Raw genomic sequence first — 16610 nt, 5'->3', positions numbered from 1 at the left:
CGAATCCGTTACTCCCTTCCGGCACCTTCGGCACGACTGACGGCGCCCCCGCCGGATCCGCGTTCACCCCCTGGCACCGGACGCCGCAGAGCCGTCGATGTAGTCGCGGACGCGTCGGATCAGCCCGCCGCTGACGTGCAGGATCAGCAGGCCGGGGACGGTGAGGGTGCCGCGCCCGGCCGGCAGCGTCCCCACCACGATCTGCTCGGCGATGATCACCGAGGGATCGGCGGTCTCGTAGGCCGCGATCTCCTTGATCTCCGCCACCTCGACGGGGCTGGCGCCCCAGGCCGCCCGGTATCCCGCACGCACGGCCTCGCGTCCCTCGAAGCATGGCGGAAAGCCGGGCGCGGCGAACGGGAACTCGTGGAGCGCGTCCACCGCGTACAGATCGGCGAGATCGTCCGCGGACTTGTCGAGCATGGCCTGGTAGTAGCGGGCGAGCACGTCACGGGGGGTGCGGTCCACAGGGGTCTGAAGATCCGGCACGGTCCACTCCATTCGCTCAACACGCGTTGACCCAACTGTGGGCGCGAGTCTAGAAGCCGGCCGGAGGCTCGGTCAACGGCTGTAGAGTGAATTGGTGTCCACCCCCCATCAGTCCCGCGCCGAACGCCGCCGAGCCACCGAGGCGCGGATCCTCGACAGAGCCCGGGAGCTGTTCGCGGAGAGGGGCTTCGACCGGACCACCATCCGCGCCGTGGCGACCGCGGCGGGCGTCGACCCGGCCCTGGTCATGCAGTACTTCGGCTCGAAGCGCGAGCTGTTCACCCGGGCCGTGCAGATGTTCCCGGCGGCGCCGGCGGCTGCGGACGCGGACGCGCTCGTGGATCAGCTGCTGGCCACGCTCGACCTCAAGCTCGGCGGCCTTCCGGAGGGCGCGCTGGCGATGATGCGCTCCATGCTCACCGACCCGGCGGTGGCCGAGCACGCCCGCGCCGTCCTCGGGCGCCAGATCGACGGCATCGGCACCGCCCTGCCCGCGGGCGAGGACGCCGAACTGCGCGCCGCCCTGCTCGTCACCACGCTGCTGGGGGTCACCATCGGCCACCGCCTCATCAGCCTGGAGCCGCTCGCCGGCGTCCCGGCCGAGCGCATCGCGGCCCTGCTGCGCCCGGCGTTCAGGACCCTCGCGGAACCACCGGCCCCGTAACGCCCGCGGCGCCGCGGACACCCGGCACGCGGAGGCGCTCGCGACAGGAGCGTGACCTACACTTGCTTGAGAGTTCAATTAAGTAGGTCGCCTCGTGCGACTCCCGGAGGGGTGATTGCCGTGAACGCGCCAGTGGAACGCATGCCCGCCCTCTACCTCTCGCACGGAGCACCGCCCCTCGCGGACGACGCGCTGTGGACGCGCGAGCTCGCCGAGTGGTCGGCGCGGCTCCCGCGGCCGAAGTCGATCCTGATGATCTCCGCGCACTGGGAGGAGGCCCCGCTCGCCCTGGGCGCGACCGCGACCGTCCCCCTCGTCTACGACTTCTGGGGCTTCCCCGAGCGCTACTACGGCGTCAGGTACGAGGCCCCGGGCGCGCCGGAACTCGCCGCGTCGGTGCGCGGGCTGCTCGGTGGGGCCGGGACGCCGGTGCAGGACGTGCCCGGCAGGGGCCTGGACCACGGGGCCTACGTGCCGCTGAAGGAGATGTTCCCCGAGGCCGACATCCCCGTCCTCCAGGCGTCGATGCCCACGCTGGACCCGGCTGAGCTGATGGAGATCGGGCGGAGGCTGGCGCCGCTCCGCGACGAGGGCGTGCTGATCGTGGGCAGCGGGTTCTTCACCCACAACCTGGCGGCGCTGCGGCTACCGGACGGCGTGGTGCCGTCCTGGTCCGCGGAGTTCGACGACTGGGGGCGCCGCGCGCTGGCCTCGCGGGACGTCGACGCCCTGCTGGACTTCCGGCACAAGGCTCCCGCGGGCCAACTCGCGCACCCGCGAACGGAGCACTTCGCGCCGCTGTTCGTGACGCTGGGGGCGGCGGAGGGCGATCTCGACCGCGGGCGCAGCGTGATCGACGGCTTCTGGATGGGGCTGGCGAAGCGGTCGGTCCAGTTCGGCTGAGACGGGGGGCGCGGGCCGGCACCGGCCGCTGGTGGTGTCCCCGGCCGTCGTATGCGTGCCGATCAGCGATCACGCGGTCACGCAATCGCGCCGAAGCGGATCACCTGCGGATCGCCCGCTGTTCACCCGTCATCGGGCACCGGGGGCCTTGATGATCTTGCCGGACCCATCCACCGTGTGGGTGCGCCAGTACGTGTCCCACTTGTCGCCGACGTGCTGGGGGGCCTTCCCCTTCGGGTAGCCGGCGTACCGCTTGGGCGGATCGGCGCTGTCGGAGACGCAGGTCCTGCCGGTGCTGCCCACGGCCATGACGGGGTGCTCGCCGCCTCCGCAGACCGCGTCCGCGGAGGAGCAGCCGGACAGCATGGCGCCGGTCACGCAGGCGAGTGCGAATCCTGCCGCGAGGCCCATCCGGCCGCCGACGCGCCTCCGGCCACGCTGGGGCGCGCTCACGGCGCGCGGTGGGGAATCGCGCAGGCCGGTGTGCCGCCCGGCATCCGTTCGCGGTTGTTCGCGATCAGGCGGTAGACGCCGTGGGCGATCCAGCGCACGGGAGGAACGGCGAGCAGGGCGCCCGGGAGGACCCACACCCGCCCCGCGCTCATCAGGAGCCTGGAGACGGCCTGCGCGCCGCCGTGCACGGTGCCGTCCGGAGCGAGCCACAGCAGTTCGTGCTCGGCACGCTGCCGGGTGATGCCGAGCGCGTCCAGGTCCGCGAACTGCCACGGAACGGTCGTGCAGCGCGGCCGGATGCGGCGCTCGGCGAACCTCACCGAGGTGGTGCAGAACGCGCAGTCTCCGTCGTAGACGAGCAAAGGTCGCGTCGGCATGGTTCCATCATGCCGCCCCGGCCGGCTCGCCGTCCGGCCGACCCCGAATCCCGTCAGCGGTCCAGCGTGAGCCGCGGCCTCGGGCCGTCGGTGCGGCCGGTGGGCGGGCGGCGGCTGCCCGCCCGGTACGGCGGCGGCCAGGCCGCGCCGGGGCCCGTGTAGCCCTGCTCCGCCGCGGCGTGCAGGGTCCAGTGCGGGTCGTACAGGTGCGGGCGCGCCAGGGCGCAGAGGTCGGTGCGGCCGGCCAGGATCAGGGAGTTGACGTCGTCCCACGAGGAGATGGCGCCGACCGCGATCACCGGCACGCCCACGTCGCCCCTGATCCGGTCGGCGTACGGGGTCTGGTACGAGCGGCCGAAATCGGGGCGCTCCTCGGCGACCACCTGTCCGGTGGAGACGTCGATGGCGTCGGCGCCGTGCGCGGCGAAGGCCCGCGCGATCTCCACGGCGTCCTCGGCGGTGGTGCCGCCGGGCGCCCAGTCGGTCGCGGAGACGCGGACGGTCATCGGCCGGCCTTCGGGCCAGACCGCGCGCACCGCGTCGAAGACCTCCAGCGGGAAGCGGAGCCTGCCGCTGAGCGAGCCCCCGTAGGCGTCGGTGCGGTGGTTGGTCAGCGGGGAGAGGAAGCCGGAGAGCAGGTAGCCGTGCGCGCAGTGCAGCTCCAGCAGGTCGAAGCCGCAGTCCGCGGCCCGCCGTGCCGCCTCGGTGAACTGCGCCCGCACCAGGGCGAGGCCGTCCCGGTCCAGCTCGTGCGGGACCTGGTTGCGGGGGGTGTACGGCAGCGGGGAGGGGGCGAGGACCGGCCAGTTCCCGTCGTCCAGGGGCTGGTCCATGCCGTCCCACATCAGCTTCGTGGAGCCCTTGCGGCCCGCGTGCCCGAGCTGGACGCCCAGCGCGGTGTCCGGCGCCTGCGCGTGCACGAAGTCGGCGATCCGCCGCCAGGACGCCGCCTGCTCGTCGTTCCACAGGCCCGTGCAGCCCGGGGTGATGCGGCCCTCGGGGCTGACGCAGACCATCTCCGTCATCACGAGGCCGGCGCCGCCCAGCGCCCGGGCACCCAGGTGGACGAGGTGGAAGTCGCCCGGCACCCCGTCCGCTGCCGAGTACATGTCCATCGGCGAGCAGACGACGCGGTTGCGCAGGGTCAGGCCGCCCAGCCGGAACGGCGTGAACATCGGCGGGGTGCCGGGCGGGCAGCCCGCCTCGCGCTCCACGGCCGCGGTGAAACCGGGGTCGCGCAGCCGCAGGTTGCCGTGGGTGACGCGGCGGCTGCGGGTGAGCAGGTTGAAGGCGAACTGCCGGGGCGGCTGGCCGGTGTGGCGGTCCAGCTCCTCGAACCACTCCAGGCTGGCCCGGGCGGCCCGCTGCGTGGACGCGACGACGGGCTTCCGCTCGTCCTCGTAGGCGCGCAGGGCGCGGGCGAGCACGCCCGCGGGGCCCGGCTCTTCCGTACGGCCGGACGCCGCGCTCCCGTCCCCGTCCGGCGAGGGCCCGGAACCGTCGCCGGGCCGTTCCTCCGCCTCCAGGCAGGCCGCGAGGGCGAGGGCGTCCTCGACGGCGAGCTTGGTGCCGGAGCCGATGGAGAAGTGCGCGGTGTGGGCGGCGTCACCGAGCAGCACCACGTTCCCGGCGGCCCAGCGTTCGCTGACGACGGTGCGGAAGGTGAGCCAGGAGGAGTTGTTGCCGCGCAGCGGGCGGCCGTCCAGGGCGGTGGCGAAGAGCTTGGCGCAGCGCTCCGCGGACTGCTGCTCGTCCAGGTCGGCCAGACCGGCGGCCCGCCAGACCTCCTCGCGCATCTCGACGATCACGGTGCTGGCGTCCGCCGCGTACGGGTAGCCGTGCAGCTGCATGACGCCGTGCTCGGTCTCGGCGATCTCGAAGCGGAACGCGTCGAAGGCGAAGTCAGCGGCGAGCCAGATGTACCGGCAGCGGTGCTCGGTGACGTGGGGGCGGAACACCTCCGCCAGCGCGGTGCGGGTACGGCTGCGGGCGCCGTCGGCGGCGATCACCAGATCGTGGCTCACCGCCAGCTCGTCGACCGGCGGTGCCCCGGAGGCGAAGCGGAGGTCGACGCCGAGGGAGCGGCAGCGCTCGTGCAGGATCGCCAGCAGCCGGCGGCGCTCCAGGGCGGCGAAGCCGTGCCCTCCGCAGACCTCGCGCGTGCCGCGGTGCACTATCTCGATGTCGTCCCAGCGGACGAACGACGACTCCAGGGCCGCGTACACCTCGCGGTCCGCGCTCTCGATGCCGCCGAGGGTCTCGTCGGAGAGCACCACTCCGAAGCCGAAGGTGTCGTCGGGTGCGTTCCGCTCCCAGACGGTGACCTCGCGCGCCGGGTCGAGCCGCTTGAGCAGCGCCGCCGCGTACAGCCCGCCGGGCCCGCCGCCGACCACGGCGATCCGCCGGACCGCAGAGCCCGCAGGTGACGCGAGCGCCCGGGTGCCGGGGGCCACCGTCAGCGCCCCCGCCACTTCGGCGGCCGCTTCTCGGTGAACGCCGCGTGGAACTCCGCGTAGTCCGCCCCGGTCATCAGCAGTGCCTGCGTGGACGCGTCCAGCTCGACGGCGGCGCCGAGCGGCATGTCGAGCTCGGCGGTGAGCAGCGCCTTCGTCTGGGCGTGGGCGAGCGCAGGGCCGTCGGCGAGGCGCCTGGCCAGCGCCTGCGCCCGCTCGTCCGCGCGGCCCTCCTCCGTCAACTCGCTGATCAGCCCGATCCGCTCGGCCTCCGCGGCGCGCACCGGCTCGCCCAGCATCAGCAGCCGGGTGGCGTGGCCGAGGCCGACCACCCTGGGCAGCAGGTAGGCGGCGCCCATGTCGCCGCCGGAGAGCCCGACCTTGGTGAACAGGAACGCGAACCGCGCGGTGGGGTCGGCCACCCGGAAGTCCGCGGCCAGCGCCAGGACGGCGCCCGCGCCCGCGGCCACCCCGTGCACCGCGGCGAGGACCGGGAACGGGCACTCCCGCACCGCCCGCACGACCTGTCCCGTCATGCGGTTGAAGTCGACGAGCTCCGCCGTGTCCATGGAGAGCGTGGCGCCGATGATGTCGTCCACGTCGCCCCCTGAGCAGAAGCCGCGGCCCTCCCCGGCCAGCACCAGCGCCCGCACCGACCGCTCACGCGACAGCTCGGCGAGCAGGTCGCGCAGGTCGGCGTAGGCACCGAAGGTCAGGGCGTTCAGCTTCTCCGGACGGGCGAGGGTGACCGTGCCGACGCCGTCGGACACCGTGAGGCGCAGGTGGCGCCACTGCTCGGTACGGGACGCGGATCCGGCGAAGGGACTCATGGAGCGGCCTCCTCGGACGGGGGCGGCTGGATGGCGGACGCGCACGGCGGCTCGACGCATGCACGGGATCGGCGGTATCGGGTCGAACTTTATCACCCGTTCATGACTCCCGTCACGAGCACGCGATAGCGCGGTAGCCTGGGCAGGGTGACGCTCACGCGACCGGCACCTCACCCGCGCGCGAGGGGCACCGGATGGGCACGAAGAGGTGCACCGGAAGCCGCCCGAACCGGAGACTGCCGACGAAAAACCCAGGTCACAGTGGTCAAAGTGGGCCCGCAGGGAGCGTTCGCCCATACGCCACGTACCATTCAAAAGGTTGAAAGCAGGCCACCTGCTCCCCGGACTGGATGACACCGTGTTCATACCTCCCGCCCAGGTCCCCTGGCGCATAGCGCTGCCGCGCACCACGGCCGCCGTGCCCATGGCGCGTGCGGTGGTGCGCTCGGCCCTGGCGGAGTTCGACCACACCCCCGAGTGCGAGACCGCGGAACTCCTCACCGCGGAACTGGTCGCCAACGCCGTGGAGCACACCGCGGCCGAGGGCCCGATAGAGCTGGTCGTCGCGATGCTGCCGGGAACCTGCCAGGTCGAGGTGCACGACCGCGACCCCTCCCCGCCCGGCTCGCTGGGCCTCCCGGGCCACGTCGAGGAGCCGGACCCCTGGTCCGAGCACGGCCGCGGGCTCGTCCTGCTGCGCACCCTCAGCTCTTCCTGCGGCCACCGCCCCACCGACACCGGCAAGGCGGTCTGGTTCACCCTCGCCTGCGGCGTCCCGCGCCAGCAGCAGCGCCACCCCGCGTAACCCGGCGGCGCGCCGCCCCGCGCCTCTCTCCCCCCTCCATGCGCACGCGCATACGTCGCGCGCATACGTCGCGCGCACCACGCGCCCACGCGCCCGCGCGCGTACGCCACCGTCGTCCGGCGGACGGAGCCACCTCCGCCGGACGACGGCGCCAGACACAGGGCGCAGGGCGCCCGCCGATCAGCTCACGGTGGACGAGAACGAGTTCACGGCCAGGCCCACGCCGTTCTGCCAGGGCTCGAAGCCGGCCTGGACGCTGGTCAGGTACCAGGAGCTCTGGGCCTTGCCCAGGCTGATCGTCTGGTCGACGAAGTCCTTGACGTCGAAGCTGTAGCTCGACATCGCCGAGGACGCCACGTAGGAGACCACGTCATTGCCGCCGTTGTTGCCCGTCCAGACGGCCCAGCTCCGGCCGCCGACGGTGGCGGTGCCCGTCTGGGAGCCGACGGGCTGCACGGGGCCGACGTGGTTGAGCCAGATCATTATCTCGGTGCGGTTCACCCCGTCCTTCTTCGGCTGCGGGTCCAGCCAGATGTCGTACGCCGCGTCGAAGACGGAGTCGCCGGCGAAGGTGTACGAGACGCTGCTCGGCGCGCTGCGGATGGCGCTGATCTGCTTGGGCAGGGCGGTGCCCGGCGAGCAGTTCGCGTAGTGGCAGCCGTTGTAGACCGAGGGGTACGACTTCGGCGGCCCCGAGGTCGACGCGGAACCGTTCGCCTGGGTGATCCGGAAGCCCGAGCCGGACACGCTGATGCACTGGGCCTCGCTGGTCCCCCAGCGGTTGTTCTGCACGACGTAGGCGCCCTGGATGGTCGTCGTGCCGTACGCGCTGCATATCTCCGTGTCGGCCTGGGCGGTACCCGCCGTGGTCGCGACCGCGGTCAGCGAGCCCACGGCCAGCACGAGCGCCGCCAAGGCGGCACGCAGGGCGCGGGTCGGGTGGGTGCGGGGTGTCATGGATTCCCCTCCGGGTGGTGTGGGGGTTGCGCTATGGGAGCGCTCCCATAGCGGTGGCCCTGAACTGTAGAGGTCAATCAGGGGCATGACAACCCCGCGGTGGCGGGGTTCGGCGACCACCATCCGGGCCGGTGACCCGGGGATGGCTGCGACTGCCCCTCCGGGCCGGTGACCCGGGGACGGCTGCGACTGCCCCTCCGGGCCGGTGGCGACGGACAGGTCGCGTCGTGGGTGCTCGCGCGGTTCCCCGCGCCCCTGGGAAGCCGGGGCTGCGCCCCGGTCAGGGCGCGGGGAACGCGGGCCATGCCGGGCAGGCGCGCAGGACCACGCCCGGCAAGGGTGCAGGGGACACAGGACCACGCCCGGCAGAGGCGCAGGGGACACGGGGCCGCGCCCCGCAGGGGCGCGGGGTGGGGGTACCTCCCACGCCTTGAAGGCAGTGGGGGAGCGACCAGCCACACACCGGCAGATGGACCGGAGACAACAGGCACCACCCCTCCGAGCCGGCTGCACGGCGGGCCGTCCACCCGGAGGAGGACACGAGGTATACCCCCCACATCGGGTCCTCGCGCCCCTTCGGGGCGCTACGTAAGGGTGGCGACCAAGAGGGCCTTGATGGTGTGCAGGCGGTTCTCCGCCTCGTCGAAGACGACCGAGCGAGCGGACTCGAAGACCTCGTCCGTCACCTCCAGGGAGTCCAGCCCGTGCCGCTCGTGGATCTCCCGGCCGATCCGCGTGCCGAGGTCGTGGAAGGCCGGCAGGCAGTGCATGAACTTCACGTCCGGGTTTCCGGTGGCGTGCAGCACGTCCGCGGTCACCGCGTACGGCCGCAGCGCCGCGATGCGCTCGTCCCAGACCTCCTTGGACTCCCCCATGGAGACCCAGACGTCGGTGGCGACGAAGTCGGCGCCGCGCACCCCCTCGCCGACGTCCTCGGTGAGCGTGACGACGGCACCGCTCTCGGCCGCGAGCCGCCGCGCCTCGGCCACCACGGCGGGCGCCGGCCAGTACGCCTCCGGAGCCACGATCCGGACGTCCAGGCCGAGCAGGGCGCCGGTGACGAGGTAGGAGTTGCCCGTGTTGAACCGGGCGTCGCCCAGGTAGGCGAAGCCGAGGCCCGCGTCGAGGGGCTTCTTGCAGTGCTCGGTCATGGTGAGCACGTCGGCGAGCATCTGGGTGGGGTGCCAGTCGTCCGTCAGGCCGTTGTAGACGGGTACGCCGGCGTGCGCGGCCAGCTCCTCCACGTTCGCCTGGCTGTCGCCGCGGTACTGGATCGCGTCGTACATCCGGCCGAGCACCCGGGCGGTGTCCTTGACGGACTCCTTGTGCCCGATCTGGGAGCCCGCGGGGTCGAGATAGGTCGTGGCGGCGCCCTGGTCGGCGGCGGCGACCTCGAAGGCGCACCGCGTCCGGGTGGACGTCTTCTCGAAGATCAGCGCGATGTTCCGGCCGGCGAGCCGCCGGGTCTCGGTACCCGCACGCTTGGCCGCCTTGAGCTCGGCGGCCAGCTCGACCAGGCCGCGGAACTCCTCCGCGGTGCAGTCCAGCTCCTTGAGGAAGTGGCGTCCGGTGAGCTTGACCGGGACAGTCGCCATGGGGTGCTCCTGGGGTACGGGTCTCTGGACAGGACTGGAACTATATACGAGCTAATACATTTCTATACAGGCACCCATGGGACATCCTGCCGCGGACTCCGCCACCGGCCGCTCGGAGCGGGGCGGCTCACGGGGCCACGGCGTCGCGTTCCACCGGGCAGCTCATGCACCGCGGCCCGCCGCGGCCCCGGCCCAGCTCGCTGCCGGGGATCTCGATCACCTCGATGCCCTGCTTGCGCAGGTGCGTGTTGGTGGTGGAGTTGCGCTCGTAGGCGACGACCACGCCGGGCTCGACGGCGAGCACGTTGCACCCGTCGTCCCACTGCTCGCGCTCCGCGGAGTGCACGTCCTGGGTGGCCGTGAGGACCCTGATCTCGCTGAGGCCCAGGGCGGCCGCGATGGCCCGGTGCATGTGCTCGGGCGGGTGGTCGGTGACCTTGAGCTCGCTGCCGTCGTCGCCCGGCTCGATGGTGTACGAGCGGAGCATGCCGAGGCCCGCGTACTGCGTGAAGGTGTCCCCGTCGACCATCGTCATGAGCGTGTCCAGGTGCATGAAGGCCCGGCGCTTCGGCATGTCCAGGGCCACGATGGTGCGGGCGGAGCCGGCCGCGAAGAGCTTGTGCGCCAGCATCTCCACGGCCTGCGGGGTGGTGCGCTCGCTCATGCCGATGAGCACCGCTTCCCGGCCGATCACCAGGACGTCCCCGCCCTCGATGGTGGACGGGTAGTCCGCCTGGCCCTGCGACCAGGTGTGGAAGGGGCCGGCGCGGTCGCCGTGGAACAGCGGGTGGTGCTGGTAGATCGCCTCGAAGTGCACGGTCTCGCGCTGCCGGGCGGGCCAGCGCATCGCGTTGATCGAGACGCCGTCGTAGATCCAGGCGGAGGTGTCCCGGGTGAAGAGGTGGTTCGGCAGCGGGTCGAGCAGGAAGTCGTCCAGGTCCATCACGTGGAACCGCACCGAGGACGGCTCCGCGTGCCCCGCCAGGAACTCCCGCTTGGTCATCCCGCCCACCAGGGCCTCGGCCAGCTCGCGGGAGTCCATGGTCTCGAACACGGCCCGCAGGTGGTCCGTGGCGAGCGGGCCGTACTCCTTCTCGTCGAAGACGCGGTCCAGGACGAGGGCGCGGGCCGCCGGGATGTCCAAGGTGTCGGTGAGCAGGTCGCCGAAGAGGTGCACGGTCACGCCGCGGTCGCGCAGGACGTCCGCGAAGCCGTCGTGCTCCTGGCGTGCCCGGCGGACCCAGAGGACGTCGTCGAAGAGGAGGGCGTCCTTGTTGCTGGGGGTGAGGCGTTTCAGCTCCAGGTCAGGCCTGTGCAGGATGACGCGGCGCAGCCGGCCGGCCTCGGAGTCGACGTGGAATCCCATGCCTCCCATCCTGCCCCCGCGGCGCGGGTTACGACCGGGCATGCGCCTGGACGGGAGGTGGGGGGGGGCTGCCTCTCCCCACCCGCCCGCTCCACGGATACGGCAGTCGGCAGCCGACAGCGGGGCAGAGAAACGCGTACCCCCACCGGGCCGCAGTCGCGTACGAGACGCGAGGGGACGCGGGGAGATGTCCGCCCGCAGCGGCCGGCGTCAGGCCCACAGAACCCTCCGGGCAACGGAGGACGCCGGACCGTGGGGGCACCTCCCAGACCTTTAAGGCACTGGGGGAGGATATCCCCCCGCGGCCCCGCCCCACAACGAACCAGTAGGCGCACCCACAGCCACGACGGCAGCGAACGCACAACCCCAGCGCACACCCGGCCCAGCCCACGCACAGCCCCCGTCACAACCGCGGATCCACCGGCTCCGACTCCAGCGCGAGCACCGCGAACACCGCCTCGTGCACCCGCCACAACGGCTCCCCGTCGGCCAGCCGATCCAGCGCTTCGAGGCCCAGCGCGTACTCCCGGATCGCCAGCGACCGCTTGTGCCCCAGGAACCGCGACCGCAGCCGCTCCAGGTGCTCGGGGCGCGTGTACTCGGGCCCGTACACGATCCGCAGGTACTCCCGGCCCCGGCACTTCACGCCCGCCTGCACCAGCCGCCCCTGCTGGGTCCTGACCATCGCCTCCACCGGCTTGACGACCATCCCCTCGCCGCCGCGTCCCGTCATCTCCAGCCACCAGTCGATCCCGGACCGTACGGACGTCTCGTCCCCGGTGTCGACGTACAGCCGCCGGGTGGTCCCCAGCAGGCTGCTGCCGTCGTGCTCCACCATGCGGTCGATCAGCGCGAGCTGCGCGTCGTGCGGGAGCACGGCGCGGTTGCGCCCCTCGGACGCCAGGATCGTGAACGGCGCGAGCCGCACCCCGTCAAGACCCCTGGTGGGCCAGCAGTACCGCCGGTACGCGTCGGTGAAGGCGGCCGCGTCCCGTGCCCGGCCGCGCTGGCGCGCCAGCAGTTCGTGGGCGTCGACCCCGCGGTCGGCCGCCGCCTCCAGGGCGCCCAGCACCCGGGGGAAGGCGGCCTCGGAGGCGGCGCCGACGGCCGCGTAGCGGGTGCGCAGCAGCCCGGACGCCTTCAGCGACCAGGGCATCAGCTCCGCGTCCAGCAGCAGCCAGTCCGTGGCCAGCTCCTCCCAGAGCCCGGCCTGACCGATCGCCGCGCGCACCCGCCGCAGGATCTCCTCGGTGACGGCGGGGTCGTCGAAGAACGGCCGCCCGGTCCGGGTGTAGAGGGCGCCGGTGGGCGCCTGGCCCGCCGCGTCGCGCGCGCCCGCGACGCCCGGCGCCCCCGCCGCACCGGACACCCAGAACCGCTCCCTGGCCACGCCCGCGTTCCGACACACCAGGACCACCGCGCGCGAGCCCATGTGCTTCTCCTCGCACACCACCCGTGCCACGCCGTCCGCCGCGTACTGCGCGAAGGCCTCCGCCGGGTGCTCCAGGAACCCCTCGCGGCGCGAGGTCGCGGTGGGCGCCATCGTCGGCGGCAGGTACGGCAGCAGCCGGGGGTCGATGGCGAAGCGGCTCATCACCTCCAGCGCGGCCGCGGCGTTCTCCTCGCGGACCGTGATCCGCCCGGCGTGCCGGGTCTCCACGGCCCGGCGGCCGTGCACGTCGCCGAGGTCGAGCGGGCGTCCGTCGTCGCCCCCGGGCGCGGCGGTCCGCAGCGGCCTGGCCGGCTCGTACCAGACCCGCTCGGCTGGCACGTCCACCAGTTCCCGCTCGGGCCAGCGCAGTGCCGTGAGGCGGCCCCCGAAGACGGCGCCGGTGTCCAGGCAGATGGTGTTGTTCAGCCAGCTCGCGGCCGGTACGGGCGTGTGGCCGTAGACGACGGCGGCGCGCCCGCGGTAGTCCTCGGCCCAGGGGTAGCGCACGGGCAGGCCGAACTCGTCGGTCTCGCCGGTGGTGTCGCCGTACAGGGCGTGCGAGCGGACCCGTCCCGACGTGCGCCCGTGGAACTTCTCGGGCAGCCCTGCGTGGCAGACGACGAGCCGGCCGCCGTCGAGGACGTAGTGGCTGACCAGGCCGTCGATGAACCCGCGAACCTCGGCGCGGAACTCCTCGCTCTCGGCACCGAGCTGCGCGACGGTCTCCGCCAGGCCGTGCGTCTGGCGCACCTTGCGGCCGCCGAGCCAGCGGCCCAGCTTGTTCTCGTGGTTGCCGGGGACGCACAGGGCGGTGCCGGCGGCGACCATCGACATGACGCGGCGCAGCACGCCGGGGCTGTCGGGGCCGCGGTCGACGAGGTCGCCGAGGAGGACGGCCGTCCGCCCCTGGGGGTGCTCCCCGTCGACGTAGCCGAGCTTGCCGAGCAGCGCCTCCAGTTCGGCGTTGCACCCGTGGACGTCGCCGATGATGTCGAAGGGGCCCGTGAGGTGGGCGAGGTCGTTGAAGCGCCGCTCGCGGACGATCTCGGCGTCCGCCACCTCGTCGGGGCCGCGCAGGACGTGCACCCGGCGGAAGCCCTCGCGCTCCAGGTGGCGCAGCGAGCGGTGCAGCTCGCGGATGTGGCGCTGGATGACGCGGCGGGGCATGCCGGCCCGGTCGTCGCGTGAGGCGTTGCGCTCGGCGCACACCTCCTCGGGGACGTCCAGGACGATCGCGACGGGCAGCACGTCGTGCTCGCGGGCCAGCCGGACGAGCTGCCTGCGGCTGTCGGGCTGCACGCTGGTGGCGTCCACGACCGTGAGGCGGCCGGCGGCGAGCCGCTTGCCCGCGATGTAGTGGAGCACGTCGAAGGCGTCGGCGGTGGCGCTCTGGTCGTTCTCGTCGTCGCTGACGAGGCCCCGGCAGAAGTCCGAGGAGATCACCTCGGTCGGCTTGAAGTTCCGCCGCGCGAACGTGGACTTGCCGGACCCGGAGGCGCCGACCAGCACCACGAGGCACAGGTCGGGCACGGCGAGGGGGCGCCGGGCGGGGGTGGCGGCCGCTTCGGCCGCGGTGCCGGTCATGCCGCCCGTCCCGTCGTCGGCCCGGAAGCGGTGCCGGACGCGGTCGTGGGCCGGCTCGCGCCCGCCGGCTCGGACCTGCTGAAGACGGCCATCTGGGTCGGCGGGCCCACCTCGGGGTCGTCGGGCCCCACGGGGACGGTCCGCACCTCGTAGCCGTGCCGGCCCGCGGCCTTCCGCGCCCAGGCGGCGAACTCCGCGCGGTCCCACTCGAAACGGTGGTCGGCGTGCCGCATCCGCCCGGCCGGCAGGCTCTCCCAGCGGACGTTGTACTCGGCGTTCGGCGTGGTCACGAGCACCGTGGCGGGGCGGGCGACGGCGAAGACGGCATGCTCCAGCGCGGGCAGCCGCGGCGGGTCCAGGTGCTCGACCACCTCGCACAGCACGGCGGCGTCATACCCCTTGAGCCTGCCGTCGGTGTAGACGAGCGAGCCCTGGAGCAGCCGCACGCGGCCGGCCTGCCGGGCGCCGGCCATCCCGCCCGGGCTGCTCTGGGGGAGGTCGATGCGCAGCCTCCGGGCGGCCACGGCGAGCGCCCGCATGGAGACGTCCACGCCGACGACCTCGGTGAACCTGCCGTCCCTCAGCAGCTCCTGCACCAGCTGCCCCTGGCCGCAGCCGAGGTCGAGCACCCGGCTCGCACCGGCGGCACGCAGCGCTTCCACGACGGCGGCACGGCGCTGCACGGCGAAGGGCACGGTGGGGGCGGCGTCGTCGGGCGGGCCGGTGACCGGGGCGGTGCCGGTCGCGGCGGGGGCGGAAGCGGGGACGGAAGCCGGGGCGGGGTCGCACACCGTGTCGTCGCCGGCGGGCGTGGCAGCGGGTGCGGCGGGGTCGCCCGCCTCCTCCGGCACGGCGTTGTCGATCTCCTCGACGCCCGTGTCGTCGGCCTCCGCGAGCCGTGCCAGCTCCAGTCGCTCCTGGGCCTCGCGCGCCAGCGACCAGCGGCGCGCCAGGTAGCGGCTGGTGATCAGGTTCCGTTCCGGGTGCCCGGGCAGCCAGCCCTCGCCGGCCCGCAGCAGCTTGTCCACCTCGTCGGACGTCACCCAGTAGTGCTTGGCGTCGTCGAGCACCGGAAGCAGCACGTACAGGTGGCAGAGCGCGTGGGCGAGCTGCTGGTCGCCCTCCAGCACCAGGCGGACGTACCGCGAGTCGCCCCAGGCCGGGAAGGCGGTGTCGAGGGGTATGGGATCGGCGGTCACCCGCCAGCCCAGCGGCTCGAAGAGCCGGCGCACCAGCGCGGGGCCGCCGCTGGCGGGCAGCGCGGGCACCTCGACGCGCAGCGGCAGCGGCTGGGCGACCAGCTCCGGCCTGGCCTTGCTGCGGCCCTTCATCGCGCTGGAGAAGACGTTGCCGAGTGCGACGGCGAACAGCGACGACGCGGCGTACGGCCGGTCGTTGACGTACTGCGTGAGCGCCGCGTCGGGGGCGCCGCCCCTGCCCCGGCCCTTGCCGCGCCGTCCCAGCGCCACCGGATCGACCTCCAGCAGCAGCGCCGCCGTGCACCGCCGGGTCGACGCCTCGGGGTAGACGACGTGCGCCGTGCCGTAGGACGTCGTGAAGGCCTGCGCGTGGTCGGGGTGCTTGTGCAGCAGGAAGCCGAGGTCGGTGGCGGGCCATTCAGGGGTACCGGTGGTGGTGATCGTCAAGAACACCTGTCCGAGTATCGCCGCGCCGGGCGGTGGTGGCTACGGGCTTTCCGGCCCGTGGCCACTGCGCACGACGCTCAGCGCCGGTGCGTGACGGCACCACTGCGCGGGTGCCGCGCGCAGGCGCGCACGGGAGGCAGGCTGCGTGCGTACGTGTCCGGCGCGCATGTCCTGCGCGGGCGCCGTGTGAAGAAGCGCTCCCCGGGTGTCGTGCTCCGGGGCTGAGGGCGGCGAGAATCGGCGCATGCTGAACGTGGGATCGGTGGTGATGGGCGCGGCGGACGTGCGCCGGGCCGCGGCCTTCTGGACGCGGGCCCTCGGGTACGTGCCGCGCGGGGAGATCGAGGACGGCTGGGCCGTGCTGGTGCCGCCGGACGGCACCGGTGTCCGGCTGTCGCTGGGCCGCAGCGAGACGCCCGTGCGGGAGCGGCCGCGTGTCCACCTGGACCTGTACGCGGGGAACGCCGCGGAGCAGGCCGCCGAGGTCGAGCGGCTCGTGGCGCTGGGCGCCCGCCGGGTCGACTGGGACCTCTACCCGGACGACCCCGACTTCGTCGTGCTCCAGGACACCGAGGGCAACCGCTTCTGCGTCATCGACACGGCTCACGGCTGACACCCTCCCCCGTCGCACACGGCCCGCCACGCACTGGCGCCAGGAAGCCGGACGCCCCTCGCGCTCGCCACGGGGGCCCGCCACGCACCCGCCCGGGGGGCACCCGACACAGGAAGCACCCGCCACGCACCCGCCACGGCGCTCCAGGCCCGTCGCGCCGTCCCGCGGCGCCCCGCGCCGGGGGCCCGCCGCGCACCCCGCGCGGGCGGTATCGCCCCACGCCCCTCGCCGGCCGCTGCCGCCGCCCGCACGGCGCGCGCTCCCCTCTTCCGTGCCGCTGACTCTTTTGCGTGGGCGGCCCGGGGGCCGCGCCTGCCCGGCCGCGGCAGCGGGCATCATCGGGGTGTGCCGGAGGACCGGCCGCGGCGCCCGCGGCCGGTCCTCCGCCAGCGGCGGCCCCGCGGTCGCACGCTGCCCACCCAGCCGCACAGGAGCAGCCACCC

At 73.8% G+C, this 16610-nt stretch carries 13 protein-coding genes and 1 pseudogene; 4 read left to right on the top strand and 10 right to left on the bottom strand.

The genetic code is table 11. The annotated features are described in order from the left end of the window. Window positions 1-63: 63 nt before the first annotated feature. Complete coding sequence (locus tag Sm713_RS30720) at window positions 64-489, bottom strand: nuclear transport factor 2 family protein (protein ID WP_249416800.1); 426 nt, start codon at window positions 487-489, stop codon at window positions 64-66. A 94-nt stretch (window positions 490-583) separates the two neighbouring features. Here Sm713_RS30720 and Sm713_RS30715 point away from each other — a divergent pair, with 94 nt between their 5' ends. Next, window positions 584-1153, top strand: coding sequence for a TetR/AcrR family transcriptional regulator (locus tag Sm713_RS30715; RefSeq protein ID WP_212913235.1), 570 nt, complete (start codon window positions 584-586; stop codon window positions 1151-1153). A gap of 141 nt (window positions 1154-1294) precedes the next feature. Then, on the top strand, window positions 1295-2056 hold the full coding sequence (locus Sm713_RS30710) for a dioxygenase (RefSeq protein ID WP_212914963.1): 762 nt from the start codon (window positions 1295-1297) through the stop codon (window positions 2054-2056). 129 nt (window positions 2057-2185) lie between these two features. On the opposite strand, the gene Sm713_RS30705 is transcribed toward Sm713_RS30710, so the two are convergent. The 4 genes from Sm713_RS30705 to Sm713_RS30690 are packed head-to-tail and all read right to left on the bottom strand — an operon-like array spanning window position 2186 to window position 6169. After that, window positions 2186-2509, bottom strand: coding sequence for an SCO0607 family lipoprotein (locus Sm713_RS30705; RefSeq protein ID WP_308293201.1), 324 nt, complete (start codon window positions 2507-2509; stop codon window positions 2186-2188). Then, window positions 2506-2886, bottom strand: a complete 381-nt coding sequence (locus tag Sm713_RS30700) for a thiol-disulfide oxidoreductase DCC family protein (RefSeq protein ID WP_212913234.1) — start codon at window positions 2884-2886, stop codon at window positions 2506-2508. Before Sm713_RS30700 ends, Sm713_RS30705 begins: the two co-directional genes overlap by 4 nt. 53 nt (window positions 2887-2939) lie before the next feature. Next, window positions 2940-5357 carry a bifunctional salicylyl-CoA 5-hydroxylase/oxidoreductase gene (locus Sm713_RS30695; protein WP_374196094.1) on the bottom strand — a complete coding sequence of 806 codons (2418 nt, stop codon included), beginning with the start codon at window positions 5355-5357 and terminating at the stop codon, window positions 2940-2942. Further along, complete coding sequence (locus Sm713_RS30690; protein ID WP_212913233.1) at window positions 5342-6169, bottom strand: enoyl-CoA hydratase family protein; 828 nt, start codon at window positions 6167-6169, stop codon at window positions 5342-5344. The genes Sm713_RS30695 and Sm713_RS30690 overlap by 16 nt, the downstream gene beginning before the upstream one ends. A 358-nt stretch (window positions 6170-6527) precedes the next feature. On the opposite strand from Sm713_RS30690, the gene Sm713_RS30685 reads away from it, so the two are divergent. Continuing rightward, on the top strand, window positions 6528-6974 hold the full coding sequence (locus Sm713_RS30685) for an ATP-binding protein (RefSeq protein ID WP_249416799.1): 447 nt from the start codon (window positions 6528-6530) through the stop codon (window positions 6972-6974). Window positions 6975-7157: 183 nt separating this feature from the next. On the opposite strand, the pseudogene Sm713_RS30680 reads toward Sm713_RS30685, so the two are convergent. The 5 genes and pseudogenes from Sm713_RS30680 to Sm713_RS30660 form a co-directional block, all read right to left on the bottom strand. Next, a pseudogene (locus Sm713_RS30680) lies at window positions 7158-7931 on the bottom strand (glycosyl hydrolase family 5); the annotation flags it as partial. Window positions 7932-8515: 584 nt separating this feature from the next. Next, window positions 8516-9526 carry an ornithine carbamoyltransferase gene (gene argF, locus Sm713_RS30675; protein WP_212913231.1) on the bottom strand — a complete coding sequence of 337 codons (1011 nt, stop codon included), beginning with the start codon at window positions 9524-9526 and terminating at the stop codon, window positions 8516-8518. 127 nt (window positions 9527-9653) lie between these two features. Beyond that, entirely contained in the window at window positions 9654-10892 is a 1239-nt protein-coding gene (locus Sm713_RS30670; RefSeq protein WP_212913230.1) for an arginine deiminase, read from the bottom strand. A gap of 403 nt (window positions 10893-11295) precedes the next feature. Next, complete coding sequence (locus Sm713_RS30665; RefSeq protein WP_212913229.1) at window positions 11296-13908, bottom strand: polynucleotide kinase-phosphatase; 2613 nt, start codon at window positions 13906-13908, stop codon at window positions 11296-11298. Then, entirely contained in the window at window positions 13905-15560 is a 1656-nt protein-coding gene (locus Sm713_RS30660; RefSeq protein WP_212913228.1) for a 3' terminal RNA ribose 2'-O-methyltransferase Hen1, read from the bottom strand. The genes Sm713_RS30665 and Sm713_RS30660 overlap by 4 nt, the downstream gene beginning before the upstream one ends. Window positions 15561-15798: 238 nt before the next feature. Between Sm713_RS30660 and Sm713_RS30655 the strand changes: the two genes are divergently transcribed. Beyond that, window positions 15799-16167, top strand: a complete 369-nt coding sequence (locus tag Sm713_RS30655; RefSeq protein WP_212913227.1) for a VOC family protein — start codon at window positions 15799-15801, stop codon at window positions 16165-16167. The last annotated feature ends 443 nt before the right edge of the window (window positions 16168-16610 follow it).

The organism is Streptomyces sp. TS71-3, assembly GCF_018327685.1.
Classification (GTDB): Bacteria; Actinomycetota; Actinomycetes; order Streptomycetales; family Streptomycetaceae; genus Streptomyces.
This window is presented reverse-complemented; position numbering and strand designations above follow the sequence as displayed.